The 21,252-nt window shown below is 69.4% G+C and carries 11 protein-coding genes; 3 read left to right on the top strand and 8 right to left on the bottom strand.

Annotation, left to right across the window (positions count from 1 at the left end; all coding sequences use genetic code 11):
* Positions 1–45: 45 nt before the first annotated feature.
* The gene (locus HQ306_RS12545) at positions 46–1,425 is read right to left on the bottom strand and encodes a wax ester/triacylglycerol synthase domain-containing protein (protein ID WP_222631729.1); all 1,380 of its coding nucleotides are present in this window, start codon (positions 1,423–1,425) and stop codon (positions 46–48) included.
* A 409-nt stretch (positions 1,426–1,834) separates the two neighbouring features.
* On the opposite strand from HQ306_RS12545, the gene HQ306_RS12540 reads away from it, so the two are divergent.
* Positions 1,835–10,333, top strand: coding sequence for a non-ribosomal peptide synthetase (locus HQ306_RS12540; protein WP_222631722.1), 8,499 nt, complete (start codon positions 1,835–1,837; stop codon positions 10,331–10,333).
* Here the strand turns inward: HQ306_RS12540 and HQ306_RS12535 are convergent.
* The 7 genes from HQ306_RS12535 to HQ306_RS12505 all read right to left on the bottom strand — a co-directional run bounded on the left by HQ306_RS12535 (position 10,330) and on the right by HQ306_RS12505 (position 18,813).
* Positions 10,330–11,772 carry a wax ester/triacylglycerol synthase domain-containing protein gene (locus tag HQ306_RS12535; protein ID WP_222631720.1) on the bottom strand — a complete coding sequence of 481 codons (1,443 nt, stop codon included), beginning with the start codon at positions 11,770–11,772 and terminating at the stop codon, positions 10,330–10,332. The genes HQ306_RS12540 and HQ306_RS12535 overlap by 4 nt on opposite strands.
* Before the next feature lie 144 nt (positions 11,773–11,916).
* On the bottom strand, positions 11,917–12,762 hold the full coding sequence (locus HQ306_RS12530) for an ABC transporter permease (protein WP_222631717.1): 846 nt from the start codon (positions 12,760–12,762) through the stop codon (positions 11,917–11,919).
* On the bottom strand, positions 12,759–13,559 hold the full coding sequence (locus HQ306_RS12525) for an ABC transporter permease (RefSeq protein ID WP_037184733.1): 801 nt from the start codon (positions 13,557–13,559) through the stop codon (positions 12,759–12,761). Before HQ306_RS12525 ends, HQ306_RS12530 begins: the two co-directional genes overlap by 4 nt.
* Positions 13,556–14,554 (bottom strand): daunorubicin resistance protein DrrA family ABC transporter ATP-binding protein, encoded by a 999-nt coding sequence (locus tag HQ306_RS12520; protein ID WP_027504640.1) that lies wholly within the window; start codon positions 14,552–14,554, stop codon positions 13,556–13,558. The genes HQ306_RS12525 and HQ306_RS12520 overlap by 4 nt, the downstream gene beginning before the upstream one ends.
* A gap of 230 nt (positions 14,555–14,784) precedes the next feature.
* Positions 14,785–15,750 (bottom strand): hypothetical protein, encoded by a 966-nt coding sequence (locus tag HQ306_RS12515; protein ID WP_222631715.1) that lies wholly within the window; start codon positions 15,748–15,750, stop codon positions 14,785–14,787.
* A 50-nt stretch (positions 15,751–15,800) separates the two neighbouring features.
* Positions 15,801–17,261, bottom strand: a complete 1,461-nt coding sequence (locus HQ306_RS12510; RefSeq protein WP_222631708.1) for a wax ester/triacylglycerol synthase domain-containing protein — start codon at positions 17,259–17,261, stop codon at positions 15,801–15,803.
* Positions 17,262–17,364: 103 nt separating this feature from the next.
* Positions 17,365–18,813 carry a wax ester/triacylglycerol synthase domain-containing protein gene (locus tag HQ306_RS12505; protein ID WP_222631706.1) on the bottom strand — a complete coding sequence of 483 codons (1,449 nt, stop codon included), beginning with the start codon at positions 18,811–18,813 and terminating at the stop codon, positions 17,365–17,367.
* A gap of 246 nt (positions 18,814–19,059) precedes the next feature.
* Here HQ306_RS12505 and HQ306_RS12500 point away from each other — a divergent pair, with 246 nt between their 5' ends.
* Both HQ306_RS12500 and HQ306_RS12495 read left to right on the top strand, forming a co-directional pair.
* Positions 19,060–20,094, top strand: coding sequence for an alpha/beta hydrolase family protein (locus HQ306_RS12500; RefSeq protein WP_222631704.1), 1,035 nt, complete (start codon positions 19,060–19,062; stop codon positions 20,092–20,094).
* An 87-nt stretch (positions 20,095–20,181) separates the two neighbouring features.
* Positions 20,182–21,072: a glycosyltransferase gene (locus tag HQ306_RS12495; RefSeq protein WP_051613102.1), complete on the top strand. Its 891-nt coding sequence runs from the start codon at positions 20,182–20,184 to the stop codon at positions 21,070–21,072.
* The last annotated feature ends 180 nt before the right edge of the window (positions 21,073–21,252 follow it).

The following is a 21,252-nucleotide window of genomic DNA, read 5'->3' as shown; positions in this document are numbered from 1 at the left end:
CGGACCGGCGGGCGGGACGACGCGACCAGCGCCGTCCCGCCGCGGTCAGGCCCGAGTCGTGTCGACGTCCGGGTCCAGCAGATCGAGTGCGTGTCGGACGACGTCCATGTAGTGCTCGATGTCCGGCAGGGACTGTGCGTTCGCTGCGACGGACAGGGAGATCGACGTGCCGACCGACCGCGCCGAGTGCGTGAGATGCACCCCGCGCACGGCGGGAAGAACTCCGTAGCAGCCGACCACCGGCGCGCCGAGCAGCGCGAGTGGCCCGCGTCCGTAGCTCACGTTGCTGAGCATCGTGGTCACCGGCGCGGTCGCGGGATCGGTCGACGGCGCCCGCGTGAGGGCACCGATCACGGGGACCACGACGGAGGGCAACGCACCGAGAGGGTGTGGTGGGCCCGTGCGCTCGGTGGAGCGAGCCACCGATTCCTTCGCCGCCACCAGCGACTCGTGGATTCTGCGGAGGCGTTTCGCCGGATCCGGCACGTCGGTGTGCAGGTCGACCATCATCGGCGTGAGCTGGTTCGCGGTGGTCGCGTCGGTGAGCGAGCGTGTGCTCATCGGCATCGAGATCGAGAGACTGCTGGCGGGCAACTCGCCTCGTTCCTCGAGATAGGTCGAGAGGGCGAGCGAGATGATCGCGGTCAGCATGTCGTTGACCGTCGTGCCCGGGTACGCGGACTTGACGCGCCGGATGCGGTCGAGGTCGAACCAGGCCAGGTCCCACGACATGTCCGGTTCCTTGTCACCGTTGAACCGTGTCGCGGGCACTGCGGTCGGCGCGGTCGACGACGCCGGTGGGGTCCCGGCACGAGACCGCGTCGACCAGCGGACCGCCACCGCGACGAGGCGCACCAGGTCGGCCGGAACGCGAGAGAGTGCCCGCACTCGACCGGGAACCGGAACCTCGGCGGTCTCCGGTCGCGGCTCTGCCGGAGTGGGGGACAACATGCGGGAGATGAGGTCGGAGGCACTCACACCGTCGATCGCGCTGTGGTGGAACTTGGCGATCATCACCGTGCCGCCGTCGGGGACCCCGTCGACGCCGTGCAGATCCACCAGGAAGTGCAGTTGCCACGCCGGCCCGGTGGTGAAGTCGAAGAACTCACGGGAGAGGTCGACCGTCCGGCGGCGCACGATCTCGACGTCGCCGTCCTGCTGGTGCGTCACGGTGACGTGCGAGTCGATGTCCGCGTCGGGGTCGTCCACCCAGAAGGGGTAGTGGATGTCGCCGGGGTAACGGTGGAGCCGCTGCCGGAAGATCGGGTCGAGGTGCACGATCGAGCGGGCGTAGGCCACCGCATCGGCGTGCGTGCGTAGTCCGGTACCGGGGCCCGCGGCGACGTCGACCACGAAGGCGTGGATGAGGATCGCCGACGTGTGCGGCGACTCGAGATAGAGGTTGAGGGCGTCACGGGACGTCATCGGTCGCCCTCGGGTGGGGGTGGAGCGTCGTGTGGTTCGCCGGAATCGGCTCACGGGATCTCCTGTGCATGTCACGTCGGGTGGTGCCGCTTCCACGGTAGACAGCGGTGTCTCCGTCCAGGTGGTTCGTGCCTGATCCCGACAAGGTTCGGTCTGCTTTGTGTACTCTCCCGAATCGTGACGAATCAGTGATCGCGTCTCGCTTTCGCCGACCGACTCGGGTCGTACGTCGTCGGCGGACCGTGCACCGAACTCGATGGTCGGACCCGGTTGCCTTGTCGGGGTTTTGGGACTGTGAAACACTCAATAACCGGATCGAGGACCAGCAGTCGAGGGTGGCGCGGACCGGGTTGCGATCCTCATCGACGACGCAGAGTGCGGTCGTCCCCGGATTCGGAGGTCCAGATCGGTGCAGTCGTTCGACACCGCGCGCGTAGCGAACCGAAGCGTCGGTATCGCCGAGGCGACGGACGCGGAGGACGACGGCGCCCGTGAGGACGGCCCCGCGCCCGTGCTCGACGCGGTTCCCCTGACCGCGGCTCAGCGCGGGATCTGGTTCGCTCAGCAGCTCGCCGGCTCCGTGCCGGTGTCGATAGCCCACTACGTCGACCTGCGTGGACCGGTCGACGCGGCGGCTCTCGAGGCGGCGATGATCTCGGTCGGCCGGCAGTTCGGGTCCGGGTTCGTGCGCATCGTCGAAGAGGACGGAGTGCCGGCCCAGGTGGTCGACCTGTCCATCACCGACACGGTGCGTTTCCTCGATCTGCGCGAGGATGCGACTCCCGTCGAGACGGCGATCGAGTGGATGCGCGCCGAGTGCGCCGCGCCTCTCGACATGACCTCCGACCGGCTGGTCGTCACCTACCTGATCAGGGTCGAGGACGAGCGCTACTTCTGGTACTGCCGGATCCACCACATCGTGTTGGACGGCTTCGGTGCGATGACCATGATCCGCCAGGTCGCGGCGCACTACACCGCGCTCGTCGAGGGCCGCGAGCCGACGCCGACGCGGGCGGGCGACCTCCGCACGGTCTACGACGACGACGTCGCCTACCGCGAGTCGACGCGATTCGAGAACGATCGCCGCCACTGGGCCGAGAAATTCGAGACGCTCCCCACCGGAGTCTCGTTCGTCGACAGCACCGCACCGGTCTCGGTGCCGTGCCGGGCGGCGTCGGGACGCACTCCCGTCGAGGTCGCGGAATCTCTCGCGAAGGGTGTCGACTCGCTCGGCACCACCACGGTCACGCTGGCCATCGCCGCGTTCTCGGCGTTCGTCTCCCGCACCACCGGAACCACCGACGTCGTGCTGTCCCTCCCCGTGTCGGGCCGCGCGAGCGCGGTCCTGCGGCGCTCGGGCGGCATGGTCTCCAACGTCGTTCCCCTCGTCGTCCGCGTCGACGCCGCCGCCACCGTGTCCGACGTCATCGACCGCGTGCAGCGCGAACTCACCGGTGCGCTGCGCCGACAGCGCTACCGGCACGAGGACATCCGGCGCGACGCGGGTGAGATGACGAACACGCGCGGCCTCTTCGGTCCCACCGTGAACCTGATGATGTTCGACAACGAGATCGTGCTCGGCGACGTTCGTGGGTCGTACCACGTGCTCACCACCGGCCCGGTCGAGGATCTCTCGATCAACCTGTACCCGGCTCCCGGCGACGGCGACGAGCTGCAGATCGACTTCGAGTCCAACCCGAACCTCTACACCCAGCAGCGCGTCGAGGACCTGCGGTCGCGGTTCCTCGACTACCTCCGGCGCTTCTCGCACAGCGCCGCGGACGGCCGGGTCCTCGACATCGAGGTCCTCTCCCCGCACGAGCGCGCCACCCTGGTGCCCGCGCGGGGAGCATCGAGCGTTCGACCCCGGCGGTTCGTCGACGTCATCGACGACGCCGTCGCAGGGTCGCCCGACGCCATCGCGGTCGAGACGGCGCACGGCGCCCTCACCTACGCGCAGATGGACGCCTCGGCGAACCGCATCGCTCGACTGCTCGTCTCCCGCGGCGCGGGGCCGGAGACCACCGTGGCGATCGCCCTCCCACGGTCGCTGCACTCGATTCTCAGCACGTGGGCCGTGGCGCGAACGGGCGCGGCGTTCCTGCCGATCGACCCGGCGCTGCCCACCGCGCGCATCCTGCACCTCGTCTCCGACTCCGGGGCCGTCCTCGGGATCACCGACACCACCCGCGCGGGCAGCCTCCCCGATGCGCTCGACTGGCTCGCGATCGACGCCGTCGAGACCGACCGCCTGGTGTCGCAGTACTCGCCGGCGCGCGTCACGGACGCGCATCGGCTCTCGCCGATCCACCTCGAGACTCCGGCCTGGATGATCTACACCTCCGGATCGACCGGTCTCCCGAAGGGCGTCGTCGTCGGCAACGGCGGTGTCGCGAACCTGACGCGAGACATCGCTCTGCGTCTGGACGTCGAGTCGTCCTCCCGTGTCCTGGCCCTGGCCTCGCCCAGCTTCGACTCGTCGTTGTTCGAGATGCTCTCCGCCCTGAGCCGGTCGGCGACGCTGGTGGTGTCGCCGGCGGACGTCTTCGGCGGCGAGGAACTCGCGCGCTACCTGTCGGAGAAGGCGGTCACCCACGTGACCATCACCCCCGCCGCGCTGGCCTCCGTCGATCCGGACGGGCTCGATCACGTGCAGCACGTCGTCACCGCAGGCGAGGCCTGCCCACCCGATCTCGTGGCGCGGTGGGGTACCGGCCGACGCATGTACAACGCGTACGGACCCACCGAGATCACCATGATCAGCCATATGTCGCGGCCGCTGGATCCGGCCGCGCCGATCACCGTCGGCCGCCTGGTGCGCGGAGCATCGTGCCTCGTTCTCGATCCGTGGCTCCGGCCCGTGCCCGAGGGCGTCGTCGGCGAGTTGTATCTGTCGGGACCGTCCGTCGCGCGGGGCTACGTCCACGCACCCGGCGTCACGTCGGGGCGCTTCGTCGCGTCGCCGTACGAGCCGGGCGCACGGATGTACCGCACGGGCGATCTGGTGCGCTGGTCGGCCGACACCGAGATCGCGTACGTCGGCCGAGCCGACTTCCAGATCAAGATCCGCGGGATGCGCGTCGAACTCGGCGAGGTCGACGCGGTGCTGTCGATGCACGAGAGCGTCCGCGCGTCCGTGACCATCGCGCACCGACCGTCGTCCGGCTCCCTCGCGCTCGCGTCCTACGTCGTCCTGCAGGACGGCCGCACCGTCGACAGCGACGAGATCCACCGCTTCGCCGTGCAGAGTCTGCCGTCGCACATGGTGCCGTCGTCGGTGATGGTGCTCGACGCGCTCCCCATCACCGTCCAGGGCAAGATCGACCGGCGGAGTCTGCCCGAACCGGTCGTCGAGGTGCACGAGTTCCGGGCGCCGTCCATGCCGGTCGAGGAGATTGTCGCGTCGGTGTTCGGCGAGCTGCTCGGCGTCGACCGGGTCGGTCGCGACGACGACTTCTTCGCCCTCGGCGGGAACTCGTTGATCGCCACTCGCGCGGTCGCGCGACTCGGCAAGGCTCTGGACACCACGGTGACCGTGCGGACGCTGTTCGAGGCGCCGTCGGTGGCGGCCCTGGCGGCACGGGTGCAGTTCGAGTCCGGAGTCCCGCCGCGGCCACCCCTGGTCCGCCGCACGGCCGCCGACTCGGACGCTCTCGAGGACGCGCCGCCGTTGTCGTACGCGCAGCGCCGCATGTGGTTCCTCAACCGATTCGATCCGACGTCGGCCGCCTACAACATCCCGTTCGCCGTCCGGTTGGTCGGCGATCTCGACGTGCCGGCGCTGCAGGTGGCGATGCTCGACGTCATCGATCGGCACGAGTCGCTCCGCACGATGTATCCGGACACCCCGAACGGTCCCGTGCAGCTCGCACTGACGGCGGAGTCGATCGTTCCCGACCTCACCCCGGTCGACGTCCACGAGAACGCGCTTCCGTCCGCGGTGGCCGCGCTCGCCGGTCGTGCGTTCGACGTGACGGAGGAGGTCCCCGTCGCGGCGACCCTGTTCCGGACCGCGTACGACACGCACGTGCTCGCCGTCGTCGTGCACCACATCTCCGCGGACGGCGCCTCGATGGCTCCGCTCGCCCGCGATCTCATGGCGGCCTACAGCGCCCGGGTGTCGTGGTTCGCACCGACCTGGGCACCGCTTCCCGTCCAGTACGCCGACTTCTCGGTGTGGCAGCGCGACGCCCTGGGCGACGAGAACGATCCCGAGTCGGTCATCGCGCAGCAGGAGCGGTACTGGCTCACCGCGCTCGCCGACCTGCCGGACGAGCTGCCCTTCCCGGTCGACCGGTCGCGGCCCACCGAGCCGACGTATGCCGGTGCGTCGCACACCTTCTCGATCGAACCGGAGCTTCACGCGGCGCTCGTCGACGTGGCGCGCGCCCACAGCTCCACGCTGTTCATGGTCGTGCACTCGATCCTCGCGATCGTGCTCGCACGCCACTCGGGCACGGACGACGTGACGGTGGGGACACCGGTCGCCGGTCGCGGCGACGCCGCCGTCGACGACATGATCGGCATGTTCGTCAACACCCTCGCGCTGCGTACCCGCGTCGACGTCGGCACCGGATACCGCGACCTGCTCGCCCACATCCGCGAGCAGGACCTCGGTGCCTTCGCCCACGCCGACGTCCCGTTCGAGCGGCTCGTGGAGGTCATCGATCCGCCGCGCTCACGTGCGCGGCACCCCATCTTCCAGGTGCTCCTGTCGTTCCAGAATCTCGGCCAGGCGCACTTCGAGCTGACCGACCTGCGCCTCGAGACCGTCGAGTTCGATCTGGGTGTGGCCAAGTTCGACCTGCAGTTCACCCTCGTGGACTCCCTGACACCGCTCGGAGCTCCGGACGGTCTCGCCGCGACCATCGCGTACGCGACGGACCTGTTCGACCGGGAGACCATCGGGTCCCTCGCGGAACGTTTCGTGGCCGTCGCCCGCGCGGTGGCCGCGGATCCCGATGTCGTCCTCGACGAGATCGACCTGCTCGGCGGAGTGGAACGCGAGCGCATCACGGCGCCCGTGTTGCCGGAGGGGACCACGGAGGCGGTCTCGCTGACCTCGCGATTCCGTCGGCGCGCAGCCGAGAACCCCGATGCGACGGCACTCGTCGACGCCGCGGGTTCGCACACGTACGGAGACTTCGCGGCGCGCGTGAATCGCGTCGCCCGATCCCTGGTCGAGCGTGGCGTCGGCCCGGAGGTCGCCGTCGTCGTCGCTCTCCCTCGCTCGGTCGACGCACTCGTCGCGGTGTACGCCGTGCTCGAGGCCGGTGGCGCGTACGTCCCCGTGGATCCGGAGCAGCCTGCGGCCCGCATCGATCAGATCGTCGCCGCCACCGCGGCGCGCTGCGTTGTCGTGGCCGAGCCCGACGCACTCCCGGTGGCGGGCGAGAGAGCCGTGTCGTTGGCGATACTCGACGATCCGTCCGTCTCGTCCGCTCCGCTGACCGACGCCGACCGGACGGGCGCCGTGCGCGCCGGCACCACCGCCTACGTCATCTTCACGTCCGGCTCGACGGGTGTGCCGAAGGGTGTGTCCGTCCCGCACGGTGCCGTCACGCACCAGGTGGACTGGTTCGCGCGCACCTATGCGCTGACCGAGAACGACGTGGTGCTCGCCAAGACCCCGATGACCTTCGACGTCTCGGTGTGGGAGATGTTCGCGACACTGGCGGTCGGGGGCACCCTCGCCGTCGCCGATGCCGACGGTCACCGTGATCCCGAGTACCTGATGCGGGCCATCTCGCGGTACGGCGTGACGGCCGTGTCGTTCGTCCCGTCGATGTTCGCCGTCTTCACCGAGGCCGCTGACGACTACGCCTGCCGCTCACTGCGTCTGGTGTTCCTGGCAGGTGAGGCCCTCGGTCGCGCCGCGGTGGACACGTTCCGCGAGAAGTGCGACATCGACGTGCACAACCTGTACGGCCCCACCGAGTTCGCGGTTCACGCGACGGCACATCCGGTCGGGCGGGGCGAACCGCCGTCCGTGCCGATCGGGATCCCGGTCGACGGCACCGCCGCGCTCGTGCTCGACGGTCGCTTCCGGCCCGTGCCGGACGGTGTCGTGGGCGAGCTGTATCTGTGCGGCGTCCAGGCGGCGCGGGGGTATCACGGGCGTCCGGACCTGACGGCGGACCGGTTCGTCGCACTGCCCGGCCACGACGGTGCGCGCATGTACCGCACCGGTGACCTGGCCCGGTGGAACCACCACGGCCATCTCGAGTTCGCGGGGCGCGTCGACCACCAGGTCAAGCTGCGTGGACTGCGCATCGAACTCGGCGAGGTGGAGGCGGCGGTCTCCGCGTCGTCGCGCGTCGCCCGTTCGGTCGCCATCGTCCGCGACGACACGCTCGTCGCCTACGTCGTGCCCGCGCCGGGAGCGACGGTCGACACCGACCTGCTCCGAGCGGACGCGGCGCGCATCCTGCCGGCGTACATGGTGCCGGTCGTGGTCGTCCTGGACGCGCTGCCCGTCAGCGCGAGCGGCAAGCTCGATCGCTCGGCGCTGCCCGACCCGGTGGTGGACGTGCAGCGATACCGCGCACCGCGTACGCAGGAGCAACGCGTCGTGGCCGAGGTCCTCGCGGAACTCCTGGGCGTGGAGCGCGTCGGGCTCAACGACAACTTCTTCGCTCTCGGCGGGAACTCGCTGGTGGCGACCCGCGTCGCGGCCCGCATCGGAGACGAGCTGGGTGTGCGGGTGCCGTTGCGCGCCGTCTTCGACGCGGCCACGGTGGCAGACCTCGCGGACAGCCTCGACACCGTCGTCACCACCAGCCGACACCTGACGTCGACTCCCCGCCCCGAGGTCGTTCCTCTCGCTCCGGCACAGCAACGGCTCTGGCTCGCCAACCGTGTCGATCCGACGGCGGCGACCTACAACCTGCCGATGGGCCTGCGGCTCACGGGACCACTCGATGTGGATGCCCTGCGCGTCGCGGTCGACGACGTCGTCGCCCGACACGAGACGCTGCGCACCGTCTACCCCGACGTCGACGGTCACGGGCGTCAGTCCGTGCTCGCACCGGTGGGCCGGCCGCTGACCCCGATCCCGGTGACGGAGGCCGAGCTCGCGGCGCGTGTGGTGGCGGTGGCGACCACGCCGTTCGACGTGACGACGCAGGTGCCGCTGCGCGTCGAGTTGTTCCGCCTCGGCGACGAGGAGCACGTGCTCGTCGTGGTCGTGCACCACATCGCGGCCGACGGCTTCTCGATCGCACCCCTCACCGTCGACGTCGTGACGGCATTCGCGTCACGCACGGCGGGCGTGCTGCCGGCGTGGACTCCGCTCGAGGTCCAGTACGCGGACTACGCCCTGTGGCACCGCACGCTGCTGGGCGACCCGGCCGATCCCGAGTCGGTCTCGGCACGTCAGCTCGCCTACTGGCGCGAGACCTTGGCAGGGCTCCCTGGTGAGCTGTCCTTGCCGCAGGACCGTCCGCGTCCTCCGGCACCGTCCGGTGTGGGTGCCTCCGTGCGCTTCGAGATCCCGGCGCAGACGTACGAGCTGGTCCGCGATCTGGCGCGGGAGCGGCGCGCGACTCCGTTCATGGTGGTGCACGCGGCGCTGTCCGTCGCCCTGTCGCGCATCAGCGGGTCGACCGACATCTGCGTCGGCACCGCGGTGGCGGGTCGAGGCAGCGCCGAACTCGATCCTCTGGTCGGCATGCTCGTGAACACCCTGGTGCTGCGCCTGGCGGTCGACGAGGACGCGTCCGTCGTCGATCTCGTCGACGATGCGCGGGGTGTCGCCCTCTCGGCGTTCGCCCACGCGGACGTGCCGTTCGACACCGTGGTCGACACGGTGGCGCCTGCGCGGTCGTCGTCGCTGTTCCGCGTGGCTCTGGCGTACCAGAACACCGAGCGTTCGGAGATCGATCTCTCGGGTCTGCACGTCGAGCAGTTGCAGAACCCGTTCGATCCCGCCCAGTTCGATCTCACGCTGACCATCGAGGACTCTCCTCACCGCGAGCACTCGGACCCGGTGACCGGCATCGTCACCTATGCCACCGATCTGTTCGACGAGGCCACGGCGGCCACCTTCGCCACCGTCTTCTCGTCCGCGCTCGACGCGGTGGTGGCGGATCCGGGCGGTGCCGTCTCCTCGATCGCCCTGGCCTCGGGCCCGTCGACCGACGCCGACGAGCCGGTGGCCGCGGCCGTGCAGACGAGTCGGCCGCAGCCCGTCGACCTGCCCTCGATGATCACCGCGTCCGTCGAGGCGGATCCGGGAGCTCCCGCGTACGCACGGGGCGAGTTCGAGATCAGCTGGGCCGAGATGGACGCCCGGTCCAATCGCATCGCCCGGGTCCTGCTGGCCGAGGGGGGTGGGCCCGGCCGACCGGTCACCCCGCTGGTCGAGGCACCCGAGGACAGGATCGCGGCGACCTGGGCCGCGGCGAAGATCGGCGCGACGCTGACGGACGCGGACACCGCGATCCGGGTGACGTCCGACGACCGTTTCACGCAGGGCCCGGTCGGACCGCTGTCCGCCGCGGACGGCATCGTGTCCGCCGGTCCCGGCGATCCACTCGTCGCCCTGGGCGATGCCACGCTGACGCACGCAGCGCTCGCCTCGTGCATCACCGCGGACAGTCTTCAGGTGACGTACGAATCGCGGGTGGCGGTGGCCGCCGGGGCGCCGCTGGACCTCGAGGTGCTCGCCGTGGTGGTCGCTGCCGCGGCCGGAGCGACGACCGTGAGTCTCGACGCCTCCGACGATCTCGCCGACGCGCTCGCCGACGAGTGGGTCACCCATGTCGTGCTGTCCGAGTCCCAACTCGCGTCGCTCGACACGCAGGGACTGGACGACCTCGAGGTCATCGTCGTGAGCGATGCCGATCAGGCACCCGCGGCGGCGCCGCTGGACGTCACGGTGCTCACCGGGACGGCGCTGCGAGGCTAGTCGGTGTCGACGCTCGCGGGGGCCGCTGCGCGCGGCGCGGCGACGTCGTCGAGCGTGGCCGCCGCGAGCGCGTCCACGGCGTCCCGGATCATCGCGCAGTAGCGGTCCGGCTCCGCCATCATGGTCGACTCGACCGTCACGGTGAGTGCCAGACGGTCGCCGAGCGAGGTGATGTGGTGGATGAGGCCCATGCCGTCGACCGTGGGCATCGGCATGAACGCGGCCACCGCGCGGGCGCCCAGGAACCACAGGTCGTCGCTTCCGTGCGGCATGTTCGACACCACGGTGGTGGACGGCACTGTCGGACGGTCGTGAGGAGCCAGAGTGGACAGGGCGCCGATCGCCCGCAGGAGAAGGGGCGGGGCGACGTCGAAAGGGCTGACCTCGTGCCGAGACGTCAGATCCTGCACCCGCCTCTTGGCGTCGGCAGCCGAAGCGTGCACAGCGCGGAGGCGCAGGAGCGGGTCGACGACCGTGGTGTGCAGGTCGACGTCCGCGAACGTGGTCTGATTCGCCGCTGCGGTGTCGTGGGTCGCGTGGATGTCGAGCGGCATGGTCGTGCTCAAGGTGGCCGCAGGGTGTTCCCCTGCCTGGTCGAGGAACTGGGTGAGTGCCAGGGAGACCGCCGTGAGCAGCACGTCGTTCACGGTGATTCCGGGAACGGCCCGCGAGATCGTCCGGACGTGTGCGAGGTCCAGCCAGACGATCCGGACGCGGTGGTCGAGTGCGATCCGGGCGTTGAAGCGGGTCGCGGGCCGCGGTGGCCGCGGTGTCTCGGGTGCAGCCCGGCGCACGGCCGCCATCGTCCGGACGAACATCGCCGTCCGGCGGGGCATCGTGGCGGCGTCCTTCCACAGCGGCGGAATCGGGCCCGGAACCGCGGTTCCGCGGCGCTCCGCGACACGTCCGTCGTGCGAGAGGTCGGGAGACGCGAACAGGGCTCGGACCACGGCCACCAGCCCCAACCCGTCCATCGACGCGTGATGGACCTCGATCACCACCGCGGTCGCGCCCTCCGGAAGGTGCGGCACGCCGTGGATGCCCGTCAGGACGTGCAGTTCCCACCCCGACGACGCCAGCGTCATCGGAGTGGCCATGACCCGAGCGATGTGGCGCTCGACGGGGTCCCATCCCGGTCGATCGATCGGAGTGACGACGACGTGGTCGTCGAGGTCCACGTCGCCGGTCACCCAGAACGGGTCACCGAGATCGCCGGCGCGCCGTCGGAGCCGCCGGCGGAACACGGGGGAGACGTCGAGACGTCCACGCATCCACGCGCACACCGTGGCGTGGGTCGGGGATGCTCCCATCGTGCCGGCGGCGTCGAACACCATCACGTCGACGAGGTTGGCGATCACCCGCTCGCTCTCGGCGAGGACGTTGATCGCGTCCCGGGGTGATACTCGAACGCCGATGAAGGGCTGTCGGAATCGTGTCACGGCGTCGGTCCTCGCGTTCGGCCACTGCGCCGACCAGCATCCGCGGGCCGCGCCTACAGCGACTACATTGCCGGAACCGAGCGTTCTGTTACGCCCTTTTCGGGCCGATCGGGCGGCCATTGTGACCGGCCGGTCGCGGCAGCGTCAGAACGTCTCGGCGGCGCGACGGTACCCACGCACCGCAGGCCCCACGAACACCAGGAACAACCCGAACGACCAGGCCAGCGACTGCAACAGCGGGGAGGTGACCGGGCCACCGAGTGTGAGGCCCTTCATCGAATCGACCGCACAGGAGATGGGGTTGTGCTCGACGAACGGTTGCAACCACGTCGGATAGGCCCGCGTCGGGACGAAACCGGAATTGAAGAACATGAGAATGGTGAACACCATTCCGACGGCCTCGACCAGAGGGAAGGTGGTGGTCACGATCGCGGCCGAGGTGACGAACACCGCGAACCCGAGGCCGAACGCCAGCGGCACGAGCATCGCCAGCACGCCCGGAACGGGCCCCTGCTCGAACCGGAAGCCGAGCGTGAACCCGACGACGACGATGAGCAACGTCGTGGTGACGATGCGGGCGGTCTCGGCCAGGAGTCGACCCACCAGACCCGCGGCGCGGTGCACCGGCAGGGTCTGGAAGCGGGACACCAGACCGGCCGCACGCTCTCGGCGCAGACCCACCGCGCTCGCGAGCGACCCGGACATGGCGGCGACCATGGCGATCAGCGGGACGGTGCCGAAGATGCTGTTCTCTCCGGTGGCCGCCGACACGGAGTTGCCGAGCACCGTGCGGAGCATGAGAAGGAAGACCACCGGGTACACGACGGCCTGGATGATGGTGAGCGGATCGCGAGCCCAGCGACGGAGCAGGCGGCCGCAGTGCAGCACGCTCTGCGACGCCAGCCCGGCGAGGCTGCGTTCGCCCACGAGGCGTTCCGGTTCGGGGAGCGCGCGCAGATCGAAGCGGGGTTCGGACGTGGTGTCGGTCATGATCGCCTCGTGCTGGCCCAGACCGCGAGCGGTACGAGGACCACGATGAGGCCCACCGCCCAGGCGATCGCCGGCCACAGTGTCGCGGAGTTGACGCCCCCTTCGGCCATGTCACGCATGGCCTTCGAGAAGAGGGAGATGGGCTGGTTGCGGACGAACGGACGGATCCATTCGGGGAAGCCTGTCTCGGGAACGAAGCCCGACGACAACATGCCGAGGATCAGCTGGGGCAGGGTCAGTGCCTGGCTGGTGGCCTCGGGGGACCGGGACAACGATCCGATCGCGTCGCCGCCCGTGGTCAGCGCCGCGCCGACGAGGAGTGCGAACAGCATGAAGATGACGGCGTCGTCGAGTCCTGCCTGGAATCGGAACCCGATGAGGGAGCCGTAGACCAGCGCGGCTATCAGGGAGAGACTCGCGTGCACCAGGTTGGCCGTCGCTCTCGACAGCAGCGGGACCCACGGGGTGACCGGCATCGTCTGCAGTCGGGTGGTCATACCCGACTGACCCTCGATGGCAGCACGCTGCGCTGCGGAGATGGCGGTGAACGCCATGGCCTGCAGGCAGATGATCGGCATGAGGAACTGGGCGTAGTCCAGGCCCTGGAACTGCATGACGAGCCGGAGCGGCAGGTAGAAGCCGACCGTGTAGACGGCCGGGGCGACCACGGCGACCACGAGGCTGCCGGACCTGGCCATCGATCCCAGGGACCGTCCGGACAGGCTCGCCCACTGCTTGAACGCCGTGGGTTCCGGTGCTCGGTGCGAGGCACGTCCTGCGTCTCGGGTGGCCGTCACGAGGGTGCGCCCGAGCCGATGGCGGGTTCGGCCGGAGCCGCATCACCCTGCGACTGACCGGTGAGGCTCAGGAACACGTCGTCGAGGGACGGCCGGCGCAGACCGATGTCGGACAGTTCGATGCCCGCGGCGTCGAGCCTCTTCAGCGCCTCGGCCAGCGTGCCGGGGCCGTCCGGTGCGGGAATGATGATGCTGTCGCCCTGCAGGTCGGCGGCGCTGAAGGTGGGCGGAAGCAGACCGGCGAGAGCATCTGCGGCGCGGCGCAGTTCGGTGGGATCCAGCGGGCTGATGTGGCAGTAGTTGCCGCCCGTCATCGACTTCAACTCGTCGGCCGTGCCCTGCGCGATGACCCGACCGCGATCGATGACGATGATGCTGTCGCTGAGAACGTCGGCTTCCTCGAGGTACTGCGTGGTCAGCAGCGTCGTGATGCCCTGGTCTCGCAGCGACGACACGAGTGACCACACCGCCTTGCGGCTGCGCGGGTCGAGTCCGGTGGTCGGCTCGTCGAGGAACACGACCTTCGGACGCACCACGAGACCGCACGCGATGTCGATGCGTCGACGCATACCGCCGGAGTAGCCGCGGACCTGTCGATCCCCGGCCTCGATCAAGTCGAAGTCGTTGAGAAGGTTCTCGGCGCGCACACGGGCCGACTTCTTCGTCAGTCCCATGAGACGACCGAAGAGGACGAGGTTCTCCCGGCCGGTCAGGGCGTCGTCGAGAGCGGCGTACTGACCCGTCATGAGGATGGAACGCCGGACGGCCGCAGGATCCTGCGCCACGTCGTGGCCTGACACCACCGCACGTCCGCGATCCGGTCGGACCAGCGTCGCGAGCACCTTCACGGTGGTGGTCTTCCCGGCGCCGTTGGGCCCGAGAACTCCGAGGATGGAGCCGGTGGGGACGCTGAAATCGATGCCGCGCAGTGCGTCAACCGTTCCGAAGGACTTGTGAACGTCCTCTACGAGTACGGCTGTGTCGTCTGATGGCATTGGTCTCCACTGTCGTCGGGTGCGGTGTCGTCAGTGCTCGTCGCTCGAGAGCGATCATGCCCGACCGAGTCGGTCGCGGAGCGACGTGTCGAGCGTGCGGCACTGTCGAAGTCATCCCGCGAACCCCGACCGATGTTACTTCTTCCACGTGGGAGCCGTGGTGGTGGACCGAGTCCGACCACGTCCGAGGACGCGGCCGAACCCGTTTCGACTGTGTGGTGGCAGGTGAGTCAGGAGGCGACGTTCGCGCGCTCCCGTGCGTGGCGAGGGAGTGATCCCAGGCGAGAGAACTGGGCGGCGGCGGAGTGCTCCAGGCCTCGCAGCCCGTCCTCCACGTGGTGCAGAACGGTGGCGAGGTCGAGTGCAGGCACCGAAGAGGAGAGTGTCACCACGGTGGCTGCGCCGACACGGCACACGGTGGCGGTGACGGAACGCGCGTCCTCCGCGATGTGCGGTCCGAAGGACAGAAGGTCGGGCGTGTCGACCCCGGACGGCGGGACCGGCATGTCCGCGACGAGCAGAGCGGTGACGGGTGACGTCCCGGCCGGAACCGCGCGCCGCACGGCGGTGGAGACGACCGTCGACACCACGTCCGCGATCGTGGTCTGACCGAGTCCCGCGGAGATCTGCTCGAGTCGGACGGTGGGGAACTGCGCGACGAGTGAACGGGCGTCACCCCGTGGTGCCGGGTACGCCGGCGCGTCGGCACCGTCGAACGGTCGGTACGCGTGGCGTGCCACGGGCCCACCCGGACGAGCGGGACGGCCGGGAGCGAGGACGGTCTCGACGATGCGGGTGATCGTGCGCGACTCGACGGGCCCGACTGCGGAGCGGAACACGGCGACTGCCGATCCGCTCGGCACCGCATCGAAGCCCGAGACCTCGGTGAAGACGTCGAGGCACCACGGTGCGTCGGTCGACGGGTGCGCGGCGTCGAGAAGCGCGACGACGGTGCCGGCCGCGACGCCCGGCGCGTGGACGGTCACCCGCGCGTGCTCGTCGGTTCCGAGCAGACCTGCCTCTGCGGCGAGGTCGGTCAAGTGCCTCGACATGCGATCCGGCGTGGAGCTCTCGGATCCCGGACGCACGACGAACACGTGACGGCGGAGAGACGTGGGTGCATGCGTCCAGACGCCGACGGATGCGCGAGGGGTGTCCGTCGTGGTGACGGGAGTGCGGCTGTGTCGGGGCGCCATGGCGTGTCCTTCGGTGTGCGGGTTCGGGCTGCGGAACGAGTGAGAGGACGTCACGGCGAGACCGTGATCGTCGTGGGGGTGACGGCGGCCTGCGCCGCCGGAGGATCGGCGTCGCTCGGAGCGACCGCCGCCTCCAGACGGTCGAATGCGGTGCGGATGTGGCGTATGTATCGAGCGGTGTCCGGCATCGCGTCGTCCACGGACGTGACCGACACGAACATCGACGCGCCGAAGGTGGCGACGGCGTGCGCCAGAGCCACTCCGGTGACGGTGGGGAGGGGCCCGAAGACGCCCACCATGGGTGATCCGGCGATCGTGACTCCGCCCACGCCGTACGGCACGTTGGTGATCATCGTGTTGGTGGCGACCCGTGCCGGTGCGGCCGGTGACCTCATGGTCTTGCCCAGCAACGCCATCAGCGGCGCCGGCATCACGGTGAGCGGATGCGCCGGCAGCCGGGTGGCGACAGCGGTGGCGTGGTCCTTGGCCCGCGACGCCGACGCGTGCACGGCCCGCAGGCGCACCACCGGGTCGATCACATCGGTGTGCAGCGACAACGTCGCGACCGCGATCCGGTTGGCGTTGGTGCTCTCCCCCATGGCGCGCGTGCTCACCGGGATGGTGGTGCCCAACGAGTCGGTGGGCAGCTCACCGTCCTCCGCGAGATACGCGGACAGCGCGAGCGAGACGACCGTGACCATGACGTCGTTGAGAGTGACGCCTCCGGCCCTGTTCTTCAGTGCGCGGACACGGCTCATCTCGAAGAACGTCATGTCGAAGACCATCGACGGGCGTACTCGACGGTTGAAGCGCGTGGCGGGGAAGGATTCGTGCGCTGCGGTGCCGGAGTCGGACGAGGCCTTCAGTGCGCGGGCCGCCGTTCGCCGCCGCAGCGCCGCTCCCGTGAGGGTCACGATGTCGCGCGGAAGTGCGCGTGCCGCTCGGACGGGACCCGGGACGTCCACCGCAGTGTCCGGGTCCACGCGCGGTGTCGGGTTCGGGCCGAAGACGCGGTTCACCAGTTCGACGGACCCCATGCCGTCGATCGCGCTGTGGTGGCTCCGGAAGATCACCACGGTGGCGCCCTCGGCCACCCCGTCGATGCCGGTGACGTCGAGGACGAAGTGGAACTGCCACGGCGGGCGTTCACGCGGCAGCCGTGTGGTCGTGAAGTCGGTGATCATCGACACGAGCAGGTCGCGGCTCTGTCCCGCCGGCGGCGTGTGCACGTAGACGTGCTCGGTGACGTCGACCTCGGTCGGTACCCAGTGAGGGAACGCCAGGTTCGCGGGGACCGACACCAGCAGCCGGGTGAAGAGCGGGTCGAGCGCGAGGATGCCGCGCCCGAACTCGGCGGCATCGGCGACGGAGCGCACGGACGCGCCGTCGGCCAGGACGTAGCAGTGCACCACGGCGGCGGACGTGAGCGGCGACTCGAAGAAGAAATTGAGGGCGTCGCGTGCGTGCATGGCGGTACCACGTTCGGCCGTGCCCCGACGTGCCATGGTCATGTTCCGGCCCTTCAGCGATGTGATGAAGGGGAAAGCTACTCCGACCGAACGTTCTGTACAAGCTTTATGCCCGTTTTTACGCTGTAACAAAACTGTAGGCATGCTAAGCAACGGTGGCGACGGACGCGCGCTCGCTGGTGTCGGTCGCGACCGCGAGCGTGTCCACCGCCGAGGCGAGCAGTGCCGTGTAGTGGTCGACGTCCGGCATCAGGGCGCGGTGGGACACCGCGGTCAGGCACATCCGATCGCCGGCCGACACGACGACGTGCGCGAGTTGGACCCCCTCCACCACGGGGAGGGGTGCGAACACGCCCGTCACGGGCGCGCCCGCCAACTCCATCCGGTCGTTGCCGTAGGCGATGTTGGAGATCAACGTGTTCGTGCCGGTCGTCGTGGGGGCAGCGGGGCGGCGGGGCATCAGTCGAGCGATCGCCGCCAGGAGTGGGGCCGGTGCCGAGTTCATGGGATGGGAGGGGAGGCTGCGGAGCCGCGTCGCGAGGTCGGACTTGCGGTCGCGTGCTGCCGCGGAGACCGCGCGCAGACGGTCGACCGGATCTGCGACGTCCGTGAACAGATCGACCACGGCGATCGCGAGCTGGTTCGCGGTCTCGCCCGTCGTGTCGACGGTGCGCACGTTGACGGGGAACGACGCCCCGAGGCTCGTGGCCGGGAGCTCGCCGCCCAGGTAGTCCGACAGCGCGATCGACACCACTGTCATGACGACGTCGTTCACGGTCGCGCCAGGCACGGCGGACTTGATCGCGCGAACACGATCGAGGTCGAACCACGCCATCCCGAACGTCATGTCCGGAGCGAGATTTCGATTGAAACGCGTGGCCGGGTAGTGATGGGCGGTGGGTCGCTGTACAGGGTCGAGCTGCCGGACCGCACGCCATCGGCGGACACCGCGGCCGGCGAAACCGGCGAATTCGCGGGGAAGCGAACGAAGAGCAGCGAACGGGGTCGGCACGGCGATGCTCTCGCGGTCGAAGACGTCGTTGCGGTGCGCCGAGACGTCGGCGGACGGCGGGGCCAGCATTCGGTGGACGAGCGACGTGGTGCCCATCCCGTCGATGGCGCTGTGGTGCACCTTGAGGAGGAGCACGCTGCCGCCCTCGGGAACGCCCGGTACTCCGCGCAGACCTGTCACGAGGTGGATCTGCCACGCGGGGACGTCGAAGTCGAACGGCGTGCTCGAGGCGTCCATCACTCGTCGACGCAGGAAGTGGTCCGGATGCTCGTCGGCCGCGGAAGCATCGTGGACGAACACGTGCGCGCGGACGTCGACGTCGCACTCGACCCACACGGGAAAGGCGAGGTCGGCGATCGTTGTCCGCAGGCGACGCCGGAACAGAGGGTGGAGGTCGAGCACGCTTCGCGCGAAGCGCTCGACGTCCGCAAGCGTGCGGAGCGATCCGTCCGAGCGGGCGGCGTCCACGACGATGCCGTGCACGATGGTGCCCGGCGTGCGCTCGCTCTCGAAGTAGTAGTTCAGCGCGTCCCGCGGTGCCATCGGCTCACCCACCGCGGAGGTATGTCGTCGTGTCGCCATCGGAAGTACCGCCTTCGTCTCGGTCGGGGCCGGAACGCTGTCACCGGGCCGCAGCCTCGTTCGGCCGCCTGTACCCGATGATCGCCCTGTTTCAGGCCCGTGTTACCGGAATGACGAATCTTCTTGCTCGTGCATGGCCGCACGCCCGTCTGTGACGTCGCCTAGAGTGCGAGGCGATGGGGCGCATGACACTGCTGTGACGGCAGTGCACTGTCGCCGGGAGTGCAGTGCGAGAGGGATACGACGATGACGTGGACACGACGGCCGATCACCGCTCTGGTCGCCGCTGCGGTGGTCGGTGCGCTCATGACTGCCACCCCCACCGTCGCCCGAGCGGACGACGCACCGATCGCCGCGGTCGAGACCGCCTCGGGTGCGCGGGTGGAGAATGTGGAGTTCGTCGGCGGTCAGCAGTACCTCGTCACCGTGTACTCGCCGTCGATGGATCGGTCGGTTCCGCTGCAGGTGTTCCGGCCGGCCGACACCTCGGCCCCGCGCCCCACGTACTACCTGCTCAACGGGGCGAGTGGCGGCGAGGATCCGTCGAGCAACTGGCCCGATCAGGCCGATGTGTCCACTTTCTTCGCGGACAAGAACGTCAACGTGGTCGTGCCCAAGGCCGGCGCCTTCAGCTACTACACCGACTGGGTCGCGGACGACCCGGAGCTCGGCCGCAACAAGTGGGAGACCTTCCTGCTGGACGAGCTGCCCCCTCTCATGAACCGCTCGCTCGGAACGACGGGTACCCAGGCCGTCGGCGGCATCTCGATGGCGGCGAGCGCGGTCCTGATGTTGGCCGCCGATCGACCCGGCTTCTACTCGTCGGTCGCGTCCTTCAGCGGCTGTGCCGGCACGTCGGACGACCTGGGCCGCGCCTTCGTCAAGCTCGTGGTCGAGGCGCGCGGCGGGGGCGACACGGAGAACATGTGGGGACCCGACGACGGTCCGGAGTGGGCGGCCAACGACGCGTTGCTCAACGCGGACAAGCTGCGCGGCACTCCTCTCTACGTCACCACGGGAAGTGGGCTGCCCGGCTTCGACGAGACTCTCCAGAGTGCCCGCATCGCAGGGGACGTCCCCGCACTGATCAACCGGGTCGTCGTGGGCGGCGGCATCGAGTCGATCACCAACACGTGCACGCGGACGTTCGCGGAGCGACTGGCGCAACTCGGCATTCCGGCCACAGTGAAGTTCCGAGACAACGGAACGCATTCCTGGGCCTACTGGCAGGAGGACCTGCACGAATCCTGGCCCATGGTGGCGGCGTCCCTCGGAGTCTGATTCTCCGGCTGTGCGCCACGGCCGCGAGCGTGTCGAACTTTGCGGCGCGTCCCCTTATTGTCGACGGTGGAAAGGGGGTCGCCGATCATGACATTGCAGGGAACGGTCACCAGTCTCGTCATTCCTGTCCTCGACGAGGAGGACTACATCGCAGCGTGTCTCGATCACGTGTTGCCGCAGATCGACGAGTTGTCCGAGGTCATCGTCGTGGACAACGGGTCGATGGACGACACGGTGCAGATCGTGAAGGAGTACGCGGCGCGCGAGCCGAAGATTCGTCTCGTGCACGAACCGCGAAAAGGATTGTTCTTCTCCCGTAATACGGGTTTCCGGGAAGCGACATCGGACATCATCGGGCGTATCGACGCGGACACCCGAATCGGCGCCGGATGGGTGTCCGCCGTGAAGCAGACATTCCGGGACGCGGATTCCGATCTCAATCTCGGTGGTATCACGGGATTGAGCGCGCCCTACGACTCACCGTTCACCAGGTCGAAGAAATGGCTCGTCGACGCGCTCGTCCGGGCGAAGGTTCTGGGCAACGGCATGAAGATCGACAACATGCACGGCGCCAACATGGCGGTGCGGCTGGAGGCCTGGGACGCCGTCCAGGACAAGCTGACGTCCCGTTCCGACGTGCACGAGGACATCGACTTCGCGCTGTGTCTCATCGAGGCCGGCTACTCCATCGTCCAGCCCACCGAGATGTGGGCCGACATCTCGCCGCGGCGCGCGTTGACACCGCCGCTGCAGTACACGTCGTTCGTCAAGGCCGGCATCACCAGTTTCGAGATCCACGGTCGCTCCAACTGGTCGTTGCGGTGGCTCGTCGCACCGGTCACCTGGCTCTCGCATGCGGTGTTCTGGTTCCCGTACCGCGCCTACGACCCTGTTCGCCGGTCCTTCTCGCCGAGACGTCTGCTCACCGAGCGCACCTTCCGGCCGGCAGCGCTGTCGGAAGCACCTCCCGGGAGCTGACCGACAGCAGAGCACCGGATGTCACCGCGGGCAGGCCGGAGGCCGGTCGGAAGTCACCGCGGGCAGGCCGGAGGCCGGTCGGAAGTCACCGCGGGCAGGCCGGAGGCCGGTCGGAAGTCACCGCGGGCAGGCCGGAGGCCGGTCGGAAGTCACCGCGGGCAGGCCGGAGGCCGGTCGGAA

This window comes from Rhodococcus sp. BP-160, assembly GCF_019836205.1.
In the GTDB taxonomy this organism is placed as follows: domain Bacteria; phylum Actinomycetota; class Actinomycetes; order Mycobacteriales; family Mycobacteriaceae; genus Rhodococcoides.
Note: the sequence above shows the minus strand (reverse complement) of the source record. Positions and strands in the feature narration are given on the sequence as shown.

What these genes read in the sequence shown, in the direction of transcription:
- HQ306_RS12545 (WP_222631729.1), bottom strand. Translation starts at nt 1,425, where the DNA reads ATGACGTCCCGTGACGCCCTCAACCTCTATCTCGAGTCGCCGCACACG.
- HQ306_RS12530 (WP_222631717.1), bottom strand. Translation starts at nt 12,762, where the DNA reads ATGACCGACACCACGTCCGAACCCCGCTTCGATCTGCGCGCGCTCCCC.
- HQ306_RS12520 (WP_027504640.1), bottom strand. Translation starts at nt 14,554, where the DNA reads ATGCCATCAGACGACACAGCCGTACTCGTAGAGGACGTTCACAAGTCC.
- HQ306_RS12515 (WP_222631715.1), bottom strand. Translation starts at nt 15,750, where the DNA reads ATGGCGCCCCGACACAGCCGCACTCCCGTCACCACGACGGACACCCCT.
- HQ306_RS12510 (WP_222631708.1), bottom strand. Translation starts at nt 17,261, where the DNA reads ATGACCATGGCACGTCGGGGCACGGCCGAACGTGGTACCGCCATGCAC.
- HQ306_RS12505 (WP_222631706.1), bottom strand. Translation starts at nt 18,813, where the DNA reads ATGGCGACACGACGACATACCTCCGCGGTGGGTGAGCCGATGGCACCG.
- HQ306_RS12500 (WP_222631704.1), top strand. Translation starts at nt 19,060, where the DNA reads ATGACGTGGACACGACGGCCGATCACCGCTCTGGTCGCCGCTGCGGTG.
- HQ306_RS12495 (WP_051613102.1), top strand. Translation starts at nt 20,182, where the DNA reads ATGACATTGCAGGGAACGGTCACCAGTCTCGTCATTCCTGTCCTCGAC.